We start from the raw sequence: 21,329 nt of genomic DNA on the forward strand, positions 1-21,329 counted from the left end.
ATTGCGGTGCGGTTAAGTGAGCATGCCCATTTTTCACTGAGATTAAGGTAAAAGTCTAGAGGCGGTTTGTACTAATTGAATTTTGCCTGGATAAAATGGACTACAGCGTTGGAGCTGAGCGTGGAAAGCGCTTTCACGCGCCGGTTAACGTTTAGGTGGTACATTTCGTGGATGAGTTACATGTGAGGGTGGAGTGACAAAGCGTTGAATTTTGTGATTAGATGCCTGCCATTACTTGACGATATGCCGCTCATTCCCTAGAGTGCCGGCACCCTAACCCTGCCAAGAGGTTTGTATACATGTTTCCTTCTATTGTTGCCGATATTGGTGGTACCAATGCCCGTTTCGCCCTTGTAACCGGCGAAGCTGATGGCCAGTTCGTTATCGAGCAAATCCAAATTCTAAATGGAAGCGACTACGCTTCTTTTTCTGACGCTTTGCGTACCTATATTGAGTCTCTCGACGGCGTAACACCGGTATCGGCATGTGCCGCCATTGCAGGCCCCATTGAAGGGGATAGTGTGAAAATGACCAACTTGAATTGGTCGTTTTCTCCCTCGGCTGTTCGTGAAGAATTTGGCTTCAAAAAATTCGAAGCCATCAATGATTTCGCAGCGCTAGCGGTTGCAACCAGCGCCTTACTGCCTGGAGATCTTGTATCGGTACGTAACGGTCAGCGCGATCCTATGGGAAATAAAGCAATATTAGGCCCAGGTACGGGACTGGGTGTTGCTGGTTTGGCTTACAGTAATGGCCATTGGTTGCCCATCCCGAGTGAGGGTGGCCACGTTAATATTGCGCCGGCAACGCCATTGGAATGCGATGTTGTAAAAGCGGCTATGGCCCAGCACGGTCATGTATCGGCAGAGGTATTTATTTCTGGGCCGGGCTTAGTCAACTTATATAACGCGCTGTGTGCGGTTAAAGGGGTACAAGCGCGTGTATTGGAACCTAAAGACGTAACCGCAGACGGTGTTTCTGGTAAGGATTCCACCTGCCAAGAAACACTGGCATTATTTTGTAGTTTTATCGGCAGTTTATCCGGCAACTTGGCATTAACTTATGGAGCGAAAGGCGGAGTCTATTTGGCTGGAGGCGTATTGCCACGCATTCTTGATTGTGTGAAAGCCAGTGATTTAGCCCTACGTTTTGAAGAAAAGGGTGTGATGAGCCCTTATGTGAGCAATATTCCTGTTGATATTATTACTCACCCGCAAACAGCCTTTTTGGGTGCTGCTGCGTGGTTAGCTCAATCATAACCAGTATGAGTTGTGAGTACGACAGGGCCCATTTGTGGGCTCGTCGTACTCTACGTTATAGACGTATTGTTTAAAAATATTGTCCGATATCTTCGGGGAATTCATTAAAGCTTGGAATCTTCTCGTTGGGGGTTACCCACGGTGCTTTCGATGCAACCTGAACATGTGCGCTTGCCTTAATAGTATGCGCGGTTGTAATGCAAGCGAGAGCCACACTCATATAATCGCTTTTTTCTGCGGCATAGTTCATCAGCCGCGACCCGCAATGCCCACAAAATACGCGTATACCGTACGTACTAGAGTTAAATTCTTTTAGTAAGTTCTTTCCTTTTACGATATTCAAACTACTTTTTTTGGAAAACAATTGCGTCGCGTAATTGGCGCCGTGTGATCGCCGGCAGATTGAACAATGGCAATTCATCGCCACGTTATTATTAGGTTCAAAGGTAAAGTGTATTTGACCGCACAAGCATTGTCCTTCCATGGTTCTATTCCGTTAATGACGAGTGTAAGTTCGGGTAGGTTGCCCTACATTTGAGCGCGAGATGCACTTAAATGTGGGGCAACCTACCCGTACCACTATTGGCAAAGATTAAGGGCGTTTTCTCCTGACACTGGGCCTACGGCGATATTTTTAAGGCTTACATTAAAGTTACCGGAGGAATCTATACGGAAAATACTGTTAATTTTCGCGAGGTCTGTACGGTGGTTGGCGACGCATTCAAGTGGAACATATACCGTTTTCCAAGTGTTTTTCGGTAATGTTTTTAAGGCTTGGGTGACGTCTATCTGTTGAGAGCATAGGTGTCCGCATTCCATTTTTAACCAGACTTTCTGATCGGCGGCTTGGGCGATATTGAGGTCAAATGTCAGTGCATGACCAGCCACTAAATTGGGTACCATGGAATGCACGAGACCATCTTGCAAAACGGCGTTGTTGCGTGGTGCGTCTTTCCACGTCAAATCAATCTGTTCAAATGTACGGGCCTCCGAGCGCACGATAGAGGCCGTTAAACCTTGCCATGTTGTGCTATCGGTAACGGCAACTTTTTCAAGGCTTTTTAGTTCGAGATGGAGCTTCCAGTCGTCATTGTTAACCGTGTAAGTGGTTATGTCGTTGAGCGTTTCGGGTAAATCGCATCCATGGGTAAACGGGGTGTAGTTTTCATCGAAGGCAGGTGTTTGTTGTTGTGATTGATAAGTTAAACCGAAACTAAACGGAAATAATGGGTTGTTAAGGCTGCCATCGGTATTGGGGCAAGGCTCAGACGGCCACGCGAAGGGAAGGCGCCCTTTAAAAGGGTGAGCGGGGTCTGCGCCCTCAAGCAATACGTCGGCAATGCCTTGGCCTTCGGAGCCCGGTAGCCATGCCATAACAAATGCGTCTGAGGCGTTAAGCTCTTTGGTGACAAGGCGGGGGCGGCCTGAAATAAAGACGGATACCGTTGGAATGCCATCGGCTTGTAGTTTTTTCAAAATTGAGAGCGCTTCGCTGTACTGTCGATTGTAGTCGAACGTTTTTAAATTCTCCAAATCACCACGCATTTCCGCGAAGGGCTCTTCACCAAAAACAACAATTGCGGCGTCTGGGCGTTCGGTATAATCGCCTGTTTCGCTAAGAGTGACTTTACCGCCCGCAGAGCGTGTAGTGTAAAGCATACCTTTATAAATGCTCGTGGCCGCGGGAAAATCTTCTGGGCTGGTGTCGTCACCTTGCCAGCTTATTGTCCAGCCACCACTTTGCATAGCAACGTCGTTGGCGGCGTTACCGGCGATTAAAAGGTGTTTATTGGCCGATAGTGGTAGCAGGTTATTATTGTTTTTTAACAGCACCAAAGATTCACGTACGGCTTCACGCGCAAGCCCTCTGTGTGAGCCTGTAGAAAGGTATTCCCCATGGGTATAGGCACTACGAGACGAGGGGCGTAACCCTTTAAACAAGCCTGCGCGTACCTTCACGCGCAATATCCGTGTTACGGCATCGTCGATGCGGCTCATGGCAATTTCGCCGCTCTTTACTTGTGCGATGGTGTTGGTAATCATGTTGGGCCAATCGGGTTTGGCGGGAACCATCAGCATGTCGACACCGGCGTTAATAGCGGTGGCACAGTTATCGCGAGTACAGCCTTCAACATGTCCAATGGCGTTCCAGTCACTGATAACAAATCCATCAAAACCAAGATGCTCTTTTAGTACATCGGTTAACAGATAGTTATGCGCATGCATGGGAATGCCTTGCCAGCTGCTATAGGAGGCCATTACCGTTTGGGCACCGGAGCTTAGCGTGGAAAGGTAACCAGTAAGGTGCTGGTTAATCAGTTCCTGTTCGGTTAATTCTGTTTTTCCTTGGTCATCACCTCGGGTGGTCGCGCCATCACCAATAAAGTGTTTCGCTGTAGCGATAACGTGGTTATAGGCTAAGAAATTAGTGGTATTGGGTTCGCCTTGTAACCCTAATACCATTGCTGCCGAGAGTTCGGCGACTATACCGGGGCTTTCGCTAAAGCTCTCATAGGTGCGACCCCAGCGTAAATTCTTCGCGACAGCGGTGGTGGGTGCGAAATTCCAATCGATACCGGTTGCGACTACCTCTAATGCAACGGCTTGGCCTATTCGCTTCACCAGCGCGGGGTTGTTAGCGGCGCCCAATGCACTGTTGTGTGGGAACAGTGTTGCGCCGACAACATTATTGTGACCATGTACGGCATCGGTACCCCAAATGAGAGGAATAGCGGGTACGCCTTCTGGCATATTCAGCGACGCGTCCCAGTAGGCGTCGGCGAGCGTCATCCAATCTTCTGCTTTTGCGTGACGGTCTTTGTTGGGGTACATGCCACCGCCATTTAAGACGGAGCCTAGGTAATATTGCGTGACATCTTCGGGGGTGACGTGGTCGATAGACGGTTGCATCATTTGACCGATTTTTTGCTCAAGGCTCATGGCGCTAACCATTTCCTGAATCTGTTGTTCTACCTCGGGATTGTAAGCGATTGGCAGCGAAACTGTGGGCCATTTGGCGGTTAGTTTAGGCGGCGTTACGTCGTTATTCGTGGCCTCATTATTGTTACCTTGAGAGCAGCCAAATAAGAGGGCTGTAACCAATGCGGCAGAGGTTAATGCGTTAAAACTCGTTTTCGATATCACGGATACTCTCCAGTTTGAGAACCCCTGCTCACTAATGGCCCCTGCTTCGTGGATTATGGGCAGGGGTGTGGCTCGGGTTGTTTTTATTTTTATCGGGGCCTATGTTAACAAGTGCACTCCGTTACGGCCAGATCTGCTGTTATACGACGGCGAGCAGGGTAGAACGCCACTTATTTTGGACGAGAGAGCGATAAATATTTTAACTTGGCCATCCAGGATGGCCCTGCGAGATGGGTCTTTAGTGAAAGTCTCGAGAGTGAACGCGAAAGTTATTTAATCGATCTGAATAGTCAATCAATTCTCCTGCGATAACATGAACAACTCTATGAGGTTTTGTAGGGTCACTAATGTCTATACTGCCTTTGACTAAAAGTAATTGGCTGGTGAGCAATGGCGTGCGAAAAAGTGCTTGAGTACTTTTCCATACCACGACATTAATATTGCCGGTTTCGTCTTCAAGGGTTAAAAATAGTGTGCCTTTGGCGGTGCCGGGACGTTGCCGTCCCGTGACGATACCGACAATTTGTACAAACCGGCCCTGACTAAGGCTGTGTAGTTGGCTTTGTTTTTTACAGCGGTTAAACGGTGGCGATTCTCGTAATAATGCCATAGGGTGGACACGCAAGCTTAGTCCTGTGGTTTGGTAGTCTTGACTTACATCCTGCTCCATTGAAGGGGCTTGGGTTAATAATGATTCTTGAATGTTGAAGTTAGAATAGTGGTTTGAGGCTGGGGTTAATAACGGGCTTTCAGGTTCCACTGCGGCGGCTTGCCAGTGGGACTGGTGGCGATTACCTGCAAGCGAGTGTAGTGCATCAGCGGCAGCGAGACGCTGTAAATCGGCGCTGTTAAGGCTTGCTCGTTGCGCGAGATCTTCCATACTTATAAAAGGTTGCGTTCTGCGGGCAATACTAATATTACCCGCTTTCTGTTGATCGAGTGACTTTATTCGACAAAACCCCAAACGCAGGGCCCAAGGTGATAGGTCGCTATTACTCGCTTCTAGAGTGTTTTCGAATTCACTGTAATGGATATCAATAGGACGTACCGGTACTTTGTGTCGGCGCGCATCTTGAATTAACTGTGAAGGGGAATAAAATCCCATCGGTTGGCTATTAAGTAGCGCACAATAAAATGCAGCAGGATGGTGACATTTCAGCCATGAGGAGGCATAGCAGAGTAGGGCAAAACTCGCTGAATGGGATTCTGGAAAGCCGTAACCCCCAAAACCTTTTATTTGTTCGAACAAGCGCTGCCCAAACTCCAACGAATACCCATTGCGGGTCATACCGCGAATAAATTTTTCTTCAAACTGTAAAAGGTTGCCGTTTTTCCCCCAACTGGCCATAGCTCGGCGTAAGTTGTCAGCTTCACCTCCACTAAAACCGGCTGCAACCATGGCTAAGCGAATTGCTTGTTCTTGAAATATAGGAACGCCCAGCGTGGGTTTTAAAACCTTTTCTATTTCGGGGCTTTGGTAACTAACAGGCTCAAGGCCCTCTCGTCGGCGTAAGTATGGGTGTACCATATCGCCCTGAATAGGTCCGGGGCGGACAATGGCAATTTCAATAACCAAATCATAAAAGCAGCGTGGTTGTAGGCGCGGCAACATGGACATTTGCGCGCGCGATTCTATTTGAAACACCCCAATACTGTCTGCGGCGCAGAGCATGTCATACGTGGCTGGATCTTCACGAGGAATATCGGCCAATGATTGAATCATTGGTGTGTATTGACTGACATACGTTAAGCATTTTTTTAATGCGGTAAGCATGCCGAGCGCAAGAATGTCCACTTTGAGTAACCCCATCGCCTCTATGTCATCTTTATCCCATTGGATAATAGTGCGTTCTGGCATGCTGGCGTTTTCAAGAGGAACCAAGTCACTTATTTTATTTTGGGTGATAACAAAACCGCCTACATGCTGGGATAGGTGCCGAGGAAACCCTATTATCTGTTCGACTAGACTAAAAAATAGCTGTAGTTTTTGTTGTTGAAATTGTAAACCTGCTGTCTCGATACGTTGAGCTAAATCGCTTGATCTGCCCCATCCTGCCAATGATTTTGATAAATGCTCTATGAATGCGGGCTCGAACCCTAACGCTTTTCCTACATCACGAATGGCGCTGCGCGATCGATAACTGATAACCGTGGCGACAAGTGCCGCGCGTTGCCGAGAATATTTTGCATAAATATATTGAATAACCTCTTCGCGTCGTTGGTGCTCAAAATCCACATCAATATCGGGCGGCTCGTTACGCTCCTTTGAAATAAAACGTTCAAATAATACATTGATTTGCCCTGGGGCTATTTCGGTAATTAAGAGACAGTAACAGACAACCGAATTAGCGGCTGAACCTCTGCCTTGGCAAAGAATATTTTTCGATCGAGCGAAGCGCACAATATCGTGAACGGTTAAAAAATAATATTCGTACCGAAGTTCTTCTATAAGCGCCAATTCTTTTTGTAACAATGCTTCGGCCGATATTGGAGTACCATTTGGCCAGCGTTGTTGTTTTCCGTGATTGACTAAATTACGTAAATGACGGATAGGCGGTATGGTGTCGGGTACAAGTTCCTGTGGGTATTGGTAACGCAGTTCATCTAAACTAAAACAGCATTGCGCGGCAATTGAGTGAGTTTCATCGAGTAAGGCTTGAGGGTACAGTTGGGTCAGTTCGTAATAGCTTTTTAAAGCCCCCTCAGCATTTGGGTTTAACCTTGTACCTAGTTTGTCGACAGATGTGTTGTAAGCAATTGCGGCCAGTGTATCGTGCAGGGCTTTGCGTTCTGGGCTATGCATGATGACCCGTGGGCAAGCGACCAGAGGAATAATATGAGCGAGGCTTAATTGTTGCCAATACTCAAAGTTTACCTGTTCGCCACCGCCGAACTCAAAGTTGACGCCAATCCAAAGGCGTTGTTTGAAAGCCTTTGCTAGGGCTTCGGCGTTGTTACTGAGTGTTTTAGTCTCGTCGTCGTTGCTAGGGGGCGTAGGTAACCAGATGATAAAGCAGTGCTGTAAGCGAAACCTTAAATCGTCGAAATGGGCTTCGTAGTCGCCTTTTTGTGCTCTGCGACGTGCCAGTGTTATAAAACCGCTTAATTCCGCATAAGCGATATTGCTTGGTGCTAAAACAACCAGCTGTAGGCCATTTGAAAGACGAAAATAGCTGCCGACAACAAGGGGTATGCCTAATGCTTTGGCCGTTACCCATGCTTTTACAATACCGGCAAGAGAGCACTCGTCGCTTATCGTCATAGCACTATAGCCAAGGTTGGAGGCCTGGGTAACCAGTTCGTGCGGGTGTGAGGCGCCACGAAGAAAGGTGTAATTGCTGAGACTGAATAATTGAGCGTAGATCATAGGGTAAGTATACTGTATAAATAGGGGTCTTCCCCTATTCAGGTGGCTTTCTAGCCTTTCCTAATAAACTCCCCTAGAATCCCAGCCTTTTATTTCTTGGTTTTCAGTGATGGACGAGCTTTCTCTTTACGAAAAAATATTATCAATCTCTTCTCCTTGGTTTGTCGAATCAGTTCAGCTAGATGAGCGTGACAACACCGTTCACGTCCACGTTGAATACGATTGCGACAAACATTTAACCTGCCCTTTGTGTGAATCCAGATGTAGTCGCCATGACACCAGAACAAGAACATGGCGCCATCTCGATAGCTGTCAATTTCGCACTCTCGTTCACGCGAATATCCCTCGCTCTAAATGTCGCACGCACGGTGTATTGCAAGCTGATATCCCCTGGGCTGATAAGCGATCAAGTTTCACCTTGATGTTTGAGGCTTATGTAATCTCCTGGCTTCAAGAGGCGAGTATTAATGCCGTCAGTAAGAAGCTGGCGCTTAGCTGGAATGCTGCCGATGGAATAATGAAGCGGGCTGTAGAGCGAGGCCTAAAAAGACGGTCTCATCTACATATTCAAAACCTAGCTGTCGATGAGGTCTGCAGCAAAAAGGGACATGAATATGTGACCATTGTTTCTAATGATCATGGGCATGTAATAGATGTCCAAGAAGATCGCAAAAAATCGAGTTTAAACGCATTTTTTACAGGATTAAGTGACAAGCAAATCCAATCAGTTGAAACGATTAGTATGGATATGAGTCCGTCCTATATTTATGCCACCAAAGAGTATATTCCTCACTGGGAAAGAGCGATATGTTTTGATAGGTTCCATGTTGCGATGGACTTAAATAAGGCTCTAAATAGTGTTCGTAAAAGTGAAGCCAATATGGTCGCGCAACAACACAAGCTAGAGCTCCATAGATCGAAATTTGCATGGCTGAGATCACGTGAAAATCTAAAGGATATTCATTCTGTACAGATTTCAACATTAAGCGTTGTAGCAAAGAAGACTGCACGCGCATGGGCGATAAAGGAGTATGCCATGGAGCTCTGGAATTATGATGATCGTATATGGGCTGAAGAAGCTTGGAAGCAATGGTACAGCTGGGCGATAAGAAGCCGCCTCAATCCTATAAAATCGGTAGCTAAAAGCATAAAGAAGAATCTATGGGGGATAATAAACGCCATCGTAAATAAAAAGAATAATGCTGGTGCAGAAAGTATAAATAGCAGAATAAAAATGCTAAAAGTAAAAGCGAAAGGTTTTAGGAATAAGGCCCGTTTTAAGGCTGCAATTTTATTTCATCTCGGCGGGCTGGACCTGATGCCAGAAATCTAGCCACCCGAATAGGGGAAGGCCCATAAATAGACAGTTATCTTGGGTTTGGTTTTCTTTTAATGTAGGAAGGAGGTACCTCTTATTGCTGCATACATTATGGCGTAGCGTCGGCTCGGGATGTTGTACGTGACATCAGTGGGGATAAGGTCTTTTTAACGTGGAGTTGTGGGGCTCGGACAGCCGTGAAGCGTTCTGCACGCAGAATAAATAGTGCGACAAATAAGTCGTTTGAATTACGCCATTTAATTGGTGCGATAGGTCTCAATCAAATTTTAAAATTTAAGCTATTGATTTGCGAATGGCCTATAATGCGCGGCGAATAGAGAGGGTGTGGTGTTCTTTAAATGAAATTATCGCCATAGTAATCGGTTTTCATAAGTTAAATGAATAACCTTAAAGGTTAATATTTAAAATAATTACACATGCTACTGTGTGGATTGTTTGTTGTCGCAAAAAATAAAAATAAATACGTGTGACAGATTAATCCTTGTATCCACTTTTTCGTCAGTTCGAATCTCTGTTCATTTTGTCAAAATATTTTCTAGTTTAAATTCAATAAGTAACGTTTTCCTGTGAAAATAATTTTTATGGGTGAAGTAGCGTTGGGGTTTTACTGGAAAGTGAGTGGTAAAAATTTAATAAAACTAAATATCAACACTCCAGGAGAATGTAATGCCTAATTTATTACGTCGTTGTTTATTTGTGGCGGTTACGCTGCTAGTAAGCAATTATTTGTATGCTGAAACGGGGAACCCGCGCGTTAATCAGGTGGGGTATACACCGAATAGCGCGAAAATAGCGAGTTATAAAGCGAGTTCAAATACCGCTCAAACGTGGGAATTACGCCAAAATGGTAACGTGGTCGCAAATGGCACCACCAACCCGCAAGGTGTAGACGCCGCTTCCGGCGACAATGTTCATCATATTAATTTCTCCTCTGCGAGTGTGACCGGTTCTGGTTTTACACTGCATGTAGGGGGTGATGAAAGTTACGCTTTCGACATAGCTGCGGATGCGTTTTCACCGATAATGTATGACGCTATTCGTTATTTTTACCATAACCGTTCAGGTATTGAAATTGAAACACAGTACACCGGTGGCGGTAACGGTAGTTACGCGGCTGATGCTCAGTGGGCTCGTCCTGCGGGCCATTTAAATCAAGGCTCTAACCAAGGTGACTTTGCCGTACCGTGTTGGGCAGATAGTGGTTGTAATTATGCCTTAGACGTAACCAAAGGTTGGTATGACGCAGGGGATCACGGAAAATATGTCGTCAATGGCGGTATTTCTGTTTGGAAGTTACTTAATATGTACGAGCGCGCGTTACATATTAGCAATAGTGCGAATAAGTTTGCCGATGGTACGCTGAATATTCCAGAAAGTGGTAACGGTGTTGCCGATATTCTGGATGAAGCGCGTTGGCAAATGGAATTTATGATGGCTATGCAGGTGCCCGAAGGCGAGAATAAAGCTGGAATGGTGCACCATAAAATGCATGATGTGGGCTGGACGGGTTTACCTCTAGCACCTCATGAAGATTCCAATGAGCGAGCATTGGTGCCACCGAGCGTAACCGCCACCTTGAACGTTGCGGCGACAGGCGCTCAGTGTGCGCGTCTATTTGCTGAAATTGACGCAGCTTTTGCTAATGAGTGTTTAAGTGTTGCGCAAACGGCATGGAGCGCGGCAGAGCAAAACCCTAATGATGTTTATGAGGGTGGGTACGATAGCGGCGGCGGTGGTTATGGTGATGCGAATGCAGCCGATGAGTTTTTCTGGGCTGCAGCAGAACTTTATCTCGCGACAGGTGATAGCCAGTACTTACCAACTATTAACAGTTACGAAGTGGTTTTGACCGATTGGGCATGGCCCGACACAGCCATTCCCGGCTTGATGTCGTTAGCAATAGTACCCGGTGCTAATACGGCTAGTTTACGCGACATGGCCCGTACCAAAATCATTGAAATTGCCGATTTACACGTGGCCACTATTAATTCGAACGGGTACATGGTGCCTTCTACGGATGAAGAATATTATTGGGGTTCCAATAATGTTGTTGCGAACAAAATGGCTTTAATTGCCTTGGCTTATGATTTTACTGGCAACGACAGTTACGCCAAAGCGTTTACACAAGCTATGGATTACCTTTTTGGTAACAACACATTGTCATTTTCTTATATCTCTGGGCATGGTGAAGATGCCTTAACGCAGCCGCATCACCGCTTTTGGGCGGGCGCTTTAAGTAGCAGCTACCCATGGTTGCCGCCTGGCGCTTTATCGGGTGGCCCGAACGATGGGTTGGAAGATGACACTGCAGCTAGTGCGTTAGGTGGGTGCGAATCTATACCGGCAAGTTGTTATATGGACAATATTGAATCGTGGTCGACCAATGAAATAACGATTAACTGGAACAGTGCTTTAGCGTGGGTGCTCGCGTTTTATGATGATTACGCGAACCAAACGGGAACACCAACACCGGTACCCACAGCGACACCAACACCTACACCTACGGCAACACCAACACCTACACCTACGGCAACACCAACACCTACGGCCACGCCGGTACCTACAGTGACACCCACACCAGTACCCTCGGTTACACCCACGGCTACGCCCACGCCAACGCCCACGCCAACGCCCGCACCAACATCACCTCCAGGGCAGTGCGAAGAAGTGTGTCAGTGGTATCAAGATGACCCTAGACCGCTTTGTGAAAACCAAGACAGTGGCTGGGGATGGGAAAATCAACAAAGCTGTATTGGCCGAACAACCTGTGAAGACCAAGGTGGTAGCGGTGGTGTTATAAGTGAGTGTGAATCTACACCCGTACCTACGGCTACGCCTACACCCGTACCTACGGCTACGCCTACACCCGTACCTACGGCTACGCCTACACCCGTACCTACGGCTACGCCTACACCCGTACCCACGGCTACGCCTACACCCGTACCTACGGCTACGCCTACACCCGTACCCACGGCTACGCCTACACCCACGGCTACGCCTACACCCACGGCTACGCCTACACCCACGGCTACGCCTACACCCACGGCTACGCCTACACCCACGGCTACGCCTACACCCGTACCCACGGCTACGCCTAATCTTGTTACGTGTTCTGTAAGTTATATGAATAGTTGGAGTAGTGGCTATCAGATTAATGTTGACGTCGAGAATGGCAGTAGTAGTGCTATTTCGTCTTGGACGTTAGAGCTTGATTTTGGTGAAGACCCACAGGTCACCGGCAGCTGGAACGTAAATGTTTCTGAGTCGGGTAATGTTGTGACTGCGTCAAATATTAGTTGGAATGGTAATGTCGGCGCGGGTCAAACGACTAGCTTCGGTATGCAGGGTAGTTCAGACGGTAATCTGTCAACGCCAACGTGTAGCGTATTATAATTAATACCGTTGTAACGCATAATTTACAATTTAAAAAGTGACGAAAAACCGGCTCCTTATGGGAGCCGGTTTTTGTGTGTGCTTACGGAAAGTAGCCGTCGTTTGCGGTACGTAAGATTACAATTTTTGGTGCTGGCGAGACAATGCGTCGCTTAGTTTTTTGCCCCAACCTTCAAAATGCTTCTGTAGATTATGTTCTTTTGTTAGGCGCGTATTTTCTTGGTAATTGGAGCCTACTTGCTGCTGTCCTTCGATGATAGCAATAAGATCGCCCGTTAGAGCGTCGCGTAACGCGGCCTCGAATTTTATTTCTCCAGAACCCAGCGTTTCAGTGTTGTCGTTTTTAGGGGTCCAAGGTGTTAATCGCGATATCTTTATATCAAGCTGAATTGTTTGCGCAGTGGGAACCGTAACGGCGTTAAATTTTCCTCCGCTGTGTATTCCTTTGGTGATACTTGAAATGTAAAGTCCTCGTATAAAACGTGTACTTTCATCACTTAAAGCCCACTGACCTTTCTTGGGGCTTTTAACCCAAGGTGGAGGCACTAATTTCATATCCGATACATCTAAAGGCGTAATAATAAACTGTGTGAACTGGCTGAATTCGACACCCGGTCGAACATAGGTGATTGTCGTATCTTGCTGAGCATTCGCAGTAATAGCAGCAAAAACCAGTATTGTGGCTAGAATGTCTCGATAGCAATTCTGTGTAAAGTGGGCTGATTTTCGTAAAAAAATAGAGAGCTCCTGTTGCTGCTTTGTTTGGTTAAACGGTGTGATCACTGTCGGTACTTGTCCAGCGGATGGTAACCAGTAGGTAGGCATCACGATGGATTCTTAAATTTATACTATAGACTAACTTGTTCAAAGTATGGCGTTGCTAAGGTGGTGTAAGGGTTGCCATTTTTTTATGGCCGGTTATTTATGCAGCTCAAAGGAAGAGTGTTTGATTATTGTGAGCGTTACCTTGCCTACGGTAATACCAAACTTGGTTAACGTGGATTCGTTAATAAGTGTAGATTCATTGGTGAGATACATGCGGTCGTCTACGTTAAGGTTTATATGACCGTCGTTATACGGAACCATCAACGTGTACTTGAAAAACAGTGCATTTCCTTTAGCGGCTAATACGGTTTCACCGATAACATCGTTGGCACTTGCGCTGTATCGATTATTCCCTAGTGGGCTTAAGGTCCATATTCTTTGTTGTTTTTCGCCATCGTCAAAAATGAAGTATTCATCTAATATGCCGACACCTTGATTGTTCCAGCTGGCGTCTATAGTTGCATTAAAATAACGAATCACTTTGTTTGAGCGATTCTTGACTACCCCGTGAGCGGTAAGTTTTCCGTTGAAAAAGTGGGGTACGTTAAGTGATGGCGTATTTTGAGCGTACTCCTCAAGAGTAACGTTGGAGCAGGAGGTAATCGCCAGTGCCGCGATTATTAGAAGGAAGCGTGTGCTGTACTGGATGAGTGACATAGCATTTGGACTAATCGTTAGGAAAAGAAAGGTTAATTCCCCGTTATTACGTATTAAGTGTAGATTTGGATGGTTGTTGCTCTATTGCGCTAATGATTGATCATGTAAAAGAGGTTTAAGCTCGTCGTGGTTGTCCATAAAACCTTGAGATTCAGAGAGCGCTTCCTGCGATTTTCGCTTATTTTCGCCCAGACTCCAGTTATAGCTGGCACGATGAAGTCTTGTGGAAGCTTGATATCGGTGATAAATGAGTTCTTCTGTGTTGTCGAGTTGTGTATAAATGGCGATTATTTTTGTGGATGTGTCTGCTGATTTTTTCCACGATTCTGCCGATAGCAAAAACTCGCCAGCTTGGGAGTAGGCATAACCAACTTGCTCTAGAATATCGCCTGAAGTAATGAGTAAAACCGTTAATATTGATAGCGTTTCAGTGCGTACCTCTGTACGTATTGTGTCTTGAAATCTCTTTTCGCCATAAAGGTTTAATCGACGACTAATAAGGTCTGTGTCGTCGGCAAAATTTCGCCACGATTTTCCAATTTCATTTGGGTTTCCAGATTTGGTGAGAAGTGCGGTTAATTGCTTTTGTAAATAGAATAAATTTTCAGTATTAATCTGGAGTACGCTTAATCGTTGGCTTGCCATCGAAAACTGATTGTTTTCAATTTGCTTTTCAATAAAGTCTAAATCTTTATACATGGCCCAATATATGGAGGCAAACTTGTAATGGAGAAGTTTTATGGCATTGGATTGATTCGGTGTCGTTGAGCCTACATTAAGGCTTAGTGGTAAGCGTGTTGCGGCGGGGCCGTGTATTGAGCAGAAGCCGAGTACTTGAATGCCTTCTTGCGCACATTTTTTACGTAAATCGCGTTCTTTTATCAAACATATTCTTTGCCAAGATTCTGATGGCAGGGCAGTGCAATCGCAGTGAATGTCTGCGCACGCTTTTAGAGGTTCGGCACCGACATAAAGGCTTATCACTGTGATAATTATCAGGCAACCCACGTGTCGCATGTTTCAATTCCGTTATTGTGCCAATACATCTATTTAGCATAAGAACGGAACGACCCTTCAGCCAACTCCTAGCGTATTAAGTGTAGAACGTTTGGTTATGATCAAAAGGTTTTGATAGCAATGAGCGATAACTCCTATAGGAGACCGTCATAGTGTTGGGCGTTACGGGGAGTGTTTGCCGGTAGTTATGGTAAAGAAGGGTCTTGAGCAGCGCCATCGCCGTAATTCCAACTTACGCCGATGGCTGCTTGGCCGCGCGGTTTTATCAGGCGCTTAGATGTTGATTGAGCGCCTTCTTATCACGACGTTTTCGGGAACACAAAGCTGCGAGTGATAAGCCCATTAGCATTAACACTGTTGCTGGGGGCTCTGCGACAGCGACTGTTGTGGAGATTGAAATAGGGCTGGAGGTGATATTGATGTTGTCGCTCCAGGTGATTTGATAGTCGCCGTGATCGCTGTTGGCGGTGTTGCCGCATATTTCACCTACGCCACCGGAACTTCCGAGTACCCCGCCGATACATTTTTTGGGTGAGTTAAAACCTGTAATGGCGAGTAGGTAGTCGCCTGCGGCAAGGGTTAATTCCAAAAACGAGTCGTAATGGTATTCGGACCCATCCGAAAACCCTTGTGGCGAGAAAATACCGTTCCCATCGTCGTCATTGCTAGCTAGAGTCGTGCCGAGGGGAGAAATAATAGATATGGTGGTGTCGAGCAAGGTGATTTCACCGTCGCCGTTAACATCCACGGTGTTCGCTAAGATAAAATCGAGAGAGTTAGATAGGGGTTTTGTTTCCCATGCAAGAAGATCAATAGTCAGCGCGCCACCACTGGTATAAAAGCCCCAGTAGTCTGTTGTGTTTCCAGCGTCTGTATTATAGATAGTACCGGTAGAAATAACAGAGGCTATTGACGTCTGTGCAAGGCAGGCGCTAAGCAATAGGCCAATAATACCTTTTGTGACAAAATGGTTCTTAACATTCATTTCAATTCCTTTGAATTTTTATGTTAAATAAGAAAGGGTGTGATTTTAAAATTTTAGGCGTTTTCATTTTGATAGTATCAATGTTCCTTATGGCCTTTCAATTAGAATTTAATGACGCGGTGTTAATTAGTCCACTGAACATGGTGGATGAGTGCAATGTATGAGCCAGTTTTGATATTGTTTGTGGAATCAAAGTGTTAGGTTTTGGGCTTGTCCTGCATGAGTTTTAATATGTAAACTAAACCGACTGTGTCGTATGGTATTGGTGGCGCGGTGGTTATTTTTTTGGCAGTCGTGTTTTTTATGGATGTTGTGTTTTTTTACGATTAGACGAATAGTGGTGGGTGATTTTTAAGCGAAAACGCCGTGCATAAACCATTTTCGTTGTTGGATATCGAAATAAATCCATAAACGTAAAAAATCATCTCGTTGAGCAATAAAATAATCTCTTGCGCACGCTTGTTGCCACCAACCCGATTCAATACGCTCGGGGCCTTGTAGTAGAGTTACTTTTCCTTTCCAATAGAGTGTGTGCTGTCTTTCTTCCATGGGGCGCGGAGTGTCAAATAGCCAGCTTGGCCGTGAACCGGTGCTAGCGCTAAGCGTTTTTTTTGTCGCAGGTAGTAGAGCTTTAGGTTGCGTATTTATTGTGAATATTTGATGGCTTTTCTCTGGAATATGATCGTCGCGATAACCGATCTTAAAAAGAGCGCCAGCGCCTAGGCGTGATGCTAGTTTGGCCGTGGTTATTGTAAAGCTACGGTGGGCTTCTTCATCATTATAATGATGAAGAGTTTCATTGAATGATAAAGCGTGGTTATGAAGGCTGTTGGGTATTGTATTGCGGCAAAAGAGTTCTACACTATCCACTTCAAATGCTAGGTTTTGGGCGTCTAGCTGAATGCGTGTAAGTTCAAGTAATAATGCCCATTGGCTTTGTCCTTTACTGGTAACAACAGTAAGGGTTTGCTTGTTGTGGTGAATGTCGAGCAATGTCCAGTCAATAGCCTGGCATTGTTGTTGTCGTTGCTTAAGGTATTCGCTAAGTTTTTGGAGTAATAACGTCATGGGTTGGTACAGTTGGTCGCAATTACGAATGGGGTAATCGAACTGAAGGCTATCAAAGAAAGATTCATGGGGTTTATACATTTCGATAGGCCTATTAAATAAGCCTGCTTGCGAAAATGTTTTTTCTATGCCAAATATTGTTTCGATAAACGCACAAAAGTCCAATCCCCAGCGTTTACGTATTCCGCTTAATGAATTGTGCGATATTTGATTGGCGATATCGCTTAGCGTATAAAAACCTGATTTATCTAAAGCGCTTATATGCTCCTGCATTTTTTTCGGTGTAATACCGTTGTGGGGGCACGATAATAATTGTTGAATCGGTATGTTTTTGAGTTGAGCGGTAAAAAAAACAATAGCCGTTTCACGATGCTCGTGCGTGATGTCACGGGGGATATTGTTGTCCTGAAAAGAGAGTAACCAAGCCGCATAATCGGTGTGCGCGAAACCAAGTTCGAATGAGTAAGGTAAGACGGAAAGTGTTTTTTTAAGTTGAAGCGTAAGGTTGTGAATACCTCTAAATAACGCTAAAGACTGTGAAATCTCAAGCGTAAAACCGTTATCGCGATGAAAACTATAGCGAGTATAACGTGGTTTTAAGTGCTGTTGAATATAAGGGGTGTAATGGTAAAGCTGTTCGGCGATTTGGCGAATAGCGGTATGTTCCACGTTATAGTCGCGTTCAAGAACTTGGCATTCACATAGCATCCGTGCCCTCGTTGCCGACATATCCAGTGTGATACCTTTTTTAAACGCTTCAGTATTTACACTGATGACGCGTTGTTTTTCAACAACAATGATGGCATTAGGATCGTTATAGTCAAAACCAAAAATATCTAATGGGAGTTGCGGTAAACGAATGGCTATCCAGCTTTTAGGTTCTATTATACTGTTCCCTTTTTTGGCGTTAATATTGTACTGCAAACGTGAAATCAGTATTTAATCAGAGGTTCCATAACGTTGTTTTAGCGCTACTTTCTTTTCTGTGGTGATAGGCCCGTTATTGATGTGACGGTTGTAACGGGCAAGTATATAGTCGTTCGTGGTGCTCGATGCTACGCTTGGGTAGGCTTGGTCAAGTTGATTGTGGGGCGGTAGTGCTCGCCAATGTTTAGGCAAAGGGAGTTCAATGGGGTGCGTTCGGGCTTGTTGCAGTTGGCCGCGCTGCTTGAATAACGTTACGGTTAAATGGTTACGAGTGAGCGCGGCAATTAACCGAATAGCGGCTGGGGAACTTTGTTGCTGCGCCTGAAACGAGCGAAATAAAACAGTTAGCCCGTATCGGTCAGCAGTGGCTAATTGGCATTTGCGTAATTCGGTATAGTTTAGTAATTCTTTTGGCTGCCATGCCATTAAAACACTACAGCAACTGGCGCGGGCTAATTCTACAAAAGCTGCAATAAAGTCCGTTTTGTTGTGCGTTTGCACAACTAGAAGCTGGGCTAAGGGTATTTTGGCGTCAATAAGAGCGGGAGCAAAAGGCCGCGCAGGAGGGTTAAGTAATACCGCATGGGTATTGGGTTGTTGTGTAAGTTGTGTCTTTAATGCTGGCGTAAATAACTGCCAGTCGCCGGTGCCTGCGGTAGGTTGAACAACCTCTATAAGACTACCAAGCGGCCAGCCATTATTCAGTAATTGCTGGTTGAGCTCTGGGTATCCGCTGTCGAGAGCTTCCTTGTGTCCCTGTTTTTGGACATGGCCTTTCCATATGTCGCTACGTTGCAGCAGGCTCTCTAATGAAGGCGCAGCGGTCTTTGTTGGTTTGTCGGTGTGCGTCATGTTGAGTATTAGCTAAAAAGGGTTGGGCGGCAAAAGCTCGCTTTTCACTTGCATGTATGTATATACAGTATAGCGACCTAATCATTCTGGCAAGTATGAATTTTGGCAACGTTGTGCCGGAATGCGATAATGGGTGTTTAGTGAAACAGTAGGTTAGGGGCAGTAGTAGGTTCTAACGCTTAAGGTGATTGATTATGGGTAAGCTGTACGGCGCCGTAGAGGCGGGTGGGACTAAGTTTATATGTGCGGTTGGGCGCGGGCCAAATGAGATTGAAACAGTACAAATTGCAACCATTACGCCAACTGAAACATTGGCCCAAGTGATTGAATTCTTTAAACCGTACGCGTCTACACTTACCGCGCTAGGCGTTGGTTCGTTTGGGCCTATAGACCTGAATCGCGAATCGCCAACCTATGGTTATATAACCTCCACGCCTAAGCCTGGCTGGGCGCAAACGGACATCTTAGGCGTACTTCGTGAACACTTTGACGTCCCTATTGGGTTTGATACAGATGTTAACGCGGCAGCTCTCGGTGAGGGTGTGTGGGGAGCCGCACAAGGCCTGGATGACTATATTTATATCACCATCGGAACCGGTATTGGCGGCGGGGTTGTGAGCGGTGGTCGTCTTGTTCACGGGTTACTGCACCCAGAATTGGGACACTGTTTTATCCCAAAACGAGCAGGTGATGATTATAAGGGGCGTTGTCCTTTTCATGGCGATTTGTGTTTTGAGGGATTGGCTGCGGGGCCGGCAATAGAAGAGCGCTGGCAAACGCCAGGTGTGGCTTTGCCTGTTGATCACCCAGCATGGGAGTTAGAGGCGGACTATATTGCAAAAGCACTCGTGACGTTTATCGCTACGTTATCACCTCAAAAGATTATTTTGGGTGGTGGTGTTATGGCGCAGTCGCAGGTCATTACTCAAGTGCGTGAAAAGGTTCCGGCATATTTAAATGGCTATATTCAGCACCCTGCTATAACCGATAATATTGAACAGACAATTGTCCTGCCGGGGCTTGGCAGTCAGGCGGGAATACTGGGTGCAATGGTGTTGGCACAGCAAGTGGAGTGTTAAAAGTGGCAAAAATTCAGGTTGATCATTTTTCAGATGTCTTGTGTATTTGGGCGTATGTTTCACATATTCGGATTGCTGAGCTTCAGTCAGAATTTGGCGATGATATTGCTATTGAGGTTCATTTCTTTCCCGTTTTTGGTGATGTGCCAGGAAAAATAAAAAAGGCATGGGGCGATCGAGGTGGAATAGCGGCCTATAGTCAGCATGTACAAGACGTAGCCGAACCGTTTGAGCACATTACGCTTCACGAGGATGTCTGGCTCAAAAATACGCCGCAATCTTCTTTACCCGTTCATTTATTCTTGGCAGCGGCTAGATTAGCGGAGCAACAAGAACGCACTGAAGTGGGCGTTTTTTCGCGATACATGACGTTGGTACGAGAGGCGTTTTTTGTACATGCTCGCGACGTTGCTCAGTATAAAACGTTATTGTTACTTGCCGATGAAGCAGGACTTCCCGTCGATATTGTGCGTCAAAGCGTTGAGAGCGGAGAGGCGCACGCCATTATTTGCCGTGACATGTATAAAGCCGTTGAGTTAGGCATAAAATCGAGCCCAACGTTGCTGTTTAATGAAGGACGACAGCAGTTAGCGGGTAACGTTGGGTATCGTATTATCGAAGCAAATGTTAGAGAGCTTTTGGATAATCCTGCGGGCCAGCAATCATGGTGTTGACGCGAGCGAGTGCAGGTATAGCACTCGCTTAATATTATCCTCTTCCCCCAACCCAAAGTTCTATTTAATTCATTAAAAACATGCGCTAAAGGCATGTTTTTTTGTTCTACGCCTGTCATTTTTCTGTCACGCAATACTCATAAATATGTCATGAGCTTGCGCTAAAGTGATCGAAATGGAGGGTGTAACATGCGTCTATTTCATACTATACATCAAATCGATTTAATGACTTTTGATTGGTGCTTACGCCGTAAGCACCGAGAGTTGGCTGTGGTGTTAAGCCGATACGTATCGCGGGTTGCCGACGGCCCTCTCTACGCTGTTATCGTATTTGTTTTCATGCTGCTAGAACAATGGCACATGGTTAAACTGATGGTTGTAGCGTTTCTTATTGAGCGAGCACTGTATTGTATTTTTAAATCCTCTTTTCGTCGCAATAGGCCTGCAGTTGCTATCCCAGGCTATAAAAGCGAGGTTGTTCCTTCCGATCAATTTAGTTTCCCCTCAGGGCATACCTCAGCCGCATTTTTAGTTGCCTGCGCGCTGGTGGGGGCGTACCCCGCATTGGGGTGGCTGTTGTACCCCTGGGCCGTGAGCGTTGGTGCGGCAAGGGTGATGCTTGGTGTGCACTTCCCTACAGACGTTATGGCGGGTGCGTTACTTGGCCATACCATATGCTTGCTTGTTCTAGCGGCACTCTAATTATAATTGTGTGCAAGACGACATCGTAGCGAGTTAACTTA

The 21,329-nt window shown here is 45.9% G+C and carries 14 protein-coding genes and 1 pseudogene; 6 read left to right on the top strand and 9 right to left on the bottom strand.

What is annotated here, in order from left to right:
• Positions 1-284: 284 nt before the first annotated feature.
• Positions 285-1,259: pseudogene (glk, locus tag H5647_RS10470) on the top strand (glucokinase); the annotation flags it as partial.
• Positions 1,260-1,329: 70 nt separating this feature from the next.
• Here the strand turns inward: glk and H5647_RS10475 are convergent.
• The 3 genes from H5647_RS10475 to H5647_RS10485 form a co-directional block, all read right to left on the bottom strand.
• Positions 1,330-1,743: a GFA family protein gene (locus H5647_RS10475; RefSeq protein WP_052691996.1), complete on the bottom strand. Its 414-nt coding sequence runs from the start codon at positions 1,741-1,743 to the stop codon at positions 1,330-1,332.
• A 95-nt stretch (positions 1,744-1,838) separates the two neighbouring features.
• A complete protein-coding gene (locus H5647_RS10480; protein WP_045858416.1) occupies positions 1,839-4,403 on the bottom strand; it encodes a glycoside hydrolase family 3 protein in 2,565 nt (854 codons plus the stop codon).
• 238 nt (positions 4,404-4,641) lie between these two features.
• Entirely contained in the window at positions 4,642-7,770 is a 3,129-nt protein-coding gene (locus H5647_RS10485) for an error-prone DNA polymerase (protein ID WP_045858418.1), read from the bottom strand.
• 109 nt (positions 7,771-7,879) lie between these two features.
• Here H5647_RS10485 and H5647_RS10490 point away from each other — a divergent pair, with 109 nt between their 5' ends.
• Both H5647_RS10490 and H5647_RS10495 read left to right on the top strand, forming a co-directional pair.
• A complete protein-coding gene (locus tag H5647_RS10490) occupies positions 7,880-9,103 on the top strand; it encodes an ISL3 family transposase (RefSeq protein WP_045858420.1) in 1,224 nt (407 codons plus the stop codon).
• Between the two features lie 672 nt (positions 9,104-9,775).
• Positions 9,776-12,502 carry a glycoside hydrolase family 9 protein gene (locus H5647_RS10495; RefSeq protein ID WP_052692000.1) on the top strand — a complete coding sequence of 909 codons (2,727 nt, stop codon included), beginning with the start codon at positions 9,776-9,778 and terminating at the stop codon, positions 12,500-12,502.
• 117 nt (positions 12,503-12,619) lie between these two features.
• Here the strand turns inward: H5647_RS10495 and H5647_RS10500 are convergent, their stop codons facing one another.
• The 6 genes from H5647_RS10500 to imuA all read right to left on the bottom strand — a co-directional run bounded on the left by H5647_RS10500 (position 12,620) and on the right by imuA (position 18,833).
• Positions 12,620-13,327 carry a DUF3313 family protein gene (locus tag H5647_RS10500; protein ID WP_045858421.1) on the bottom strand — a complete coding sequence of 236 codons (708 nt, stop codon included), beginning with the start codon at positions 13,325-13,327 and terminating at the stop codon, positions 12,620-12,622.
• A gap of 93 nt (positions 13,328-13,420) precedes the next feature.
• Positions 13,421-13,984 carry a DUF3833 domain-containing protein gene (locus H5647_RS10505; protein WP_045858423.1) on the bottom strand — a complete coding sequence of 188 codons (564 nt, stop codon included), beginning with the start codon at positions 13,982-13,984 and terminating at the stop codon, positions 13,421-13,423.
• A gap of 81 nt (positions 13,985-14,065) precedes the next feature.
• Complete coding sequence (locus tag H5647_RS10510; protein ID WP_162926356.1) at positions 14,066-14,869, bottom strand: hypothetical protein; 804 nt, start codon at positions 14,867-14,869, stop codon at positions 14,066-14,068.
• Between the two features lie 397 nt (positions 14,870-15,266).
• Positions 15,267-15,986 carry a DVUA0089 family protein gene (locus H5647_RS10515; RefSeq protein WP_045858427.1) on the bottom strand — a complete coding sequence of 240 codons (720 nt, stop codon included), beginning with the start codon at positions 15,984-15,986 and terminating at the stop codon, positions 15,267-15,269.
• Positions 15,987-16,337: 351 nt separating this feature from the next.
• Positions 16,338-17,978 carry a Y-family DNA polymerase gene (locus H5647_RS10520; RefSeq protein WP_052692002.1) on the bottom strand — a complete coding sequence of 547 codons (1,641 nt, stop codon included), beginning with the start codon at positions 17,976-17,978 and terminating at the stop codon, positions 16,338-16,340.
• Between the two features lie 15 nt (positions 17,979-17,993).
• Positions 17,994-18,833: a translesion DNA synthesis-associated protein ImuA gene (gene imuA, locus H5647_RS10525; RefSeq protein WP_045858430.1), complete on the bottom strand. Its 840-nt coding sequence runs from the start codon at positions 18,831-18,833 to the stop codon at positions 17,994-17,996.
• Between the two features lie 194 nt (positions 18,834-19,027).
• Here imuA and H5647_RS10530 point away from each other — a divergent pair, with 194 nt between their 5' ends.
• The 3 genes from H5647_RS10530 to H5647_RS10540 all read left to right on the top strand — a co-directional run bounded on the left by H5647_RS10530 (position 19,028) and on the right by H5647_RS10540 (position 21,288).
• Positions 19,028-19,912 (top strand): ROK family protein, encoded by an 885-nt coding sequence (locus tag H5647_RS10530; protein WP_045858432.1) that lies wholly within the window; start codon positions 19,028-19,030, stop codon positions 19,910-19,912.
• Positions 19,913-19,914: 2 nt separating this feature from the next.
• Positions 19,915-20,586 carry a DsbA family oxidoreductase gene (locus H5647_RS10535; protein WP_045858434.1) on the top strand — a complete coding sequence of 224 codons (672 nt, stop codon included), beginning with the start codon at positions 19,915-19,917 and terminating at the stop codon, positions 20,584-20,586.
• Positions 20,587-20,775: 189 nt separating this feature from the next.
• Positions 20,776-21,288, top strand: a complete 513-nt coding sequence (locus H5647_RS10540) for a phosphatase PAP2 family protein (RefSeq protein ID WP_045858435.1) — start codon at positions 20,776-20,778, stop codon at positions 21,286-21,288.
• The last annotated feature ends 41 nt before the right edge of the window (positions 21,289-21,329 follow it).

The organism is Teredinibacter purpureus (assembly GCF_014217335.1).
GTDB classification, from domain to species: Bacteria; Pseudomonadota; Gammaproteobacteria; order Pseudomonadales; family Cellvibrionaceae; genus Teredinibacter; species Teredinibacter purpureus.

Excerpts from the sequence above, each read along its gene's own strand:
- H5647_RS10475 (WP_052691996.1), bottom strand. The coding sequence starts at position 1,743 with ATGGAAGGACAATGCTTGTGCGGTCAAATACACTTTACCTTTGAACCT.
- H5647_RS10485 (WP_045858418.1), bottom strand. The coding sequence starts at position 7,770 with ATGATCTACGCTCAATTATTCAGTCTCAGCAATTACACCTTTCTTCGT.
- H5647_RS10490 (WP_045858420.1), top strand. The coding sequence starts at position 7,880 with ATGGACGAGCTTTCTCTTTACGAAAAAATATTATCAATCTCTTCTCCT.
- H5647_RS10495 (WP_052692000.1), top strand. The coding sequence starts at position 9,776 with ATGCCTAATTTATTACGTCGTTGTTTATTTGTGGCGGTTACGCTGCTA.
- H5647_RS10500 (WP_045858421.1), bottom strand. The coding sequence starts at position 13,327 with ATGCCTACCTACTGGTTACCATCCGCTGGACAAGTACCGACAGTGATC.
- H5647_RS10505 (WP_045858423.1), bottom strand. The coding sequence starts at position 13,984 with ATGTCACTCATCCAGTACAGCACACGCTTCCTTCTAATAATCGCGGCA.
- H5647_RS10515 (WP_045858427.1), bottom strand. The coding sequence starts at position 15,986 with ATGAATGTTAAGAACCATTTTGTCACAAAAGGTATTATTGGCCTATTG.
- imuA (WP_045858430.1), bottom strand. The coding sequence starts at position 18,833 with ATGACGCACACCGACAAACCAACAAAGACCGCTGCGCCTTCATTAGAG.
- H5647_RS10530 (WP_045858432.1), top strand. The coding sequence starts at position 19,028 with ATGGGTAAGCTGTACGGCGCCGTAGAGGCGGGTGGGACTAAGTTTATA.
- H5647_RS10540 (WP_045858435.1), top strand. The coding sequence starts at position 20,776 with ATGCGTCTATTTCATACTATACATCAAATCGATTTAATGACTTTTGAT.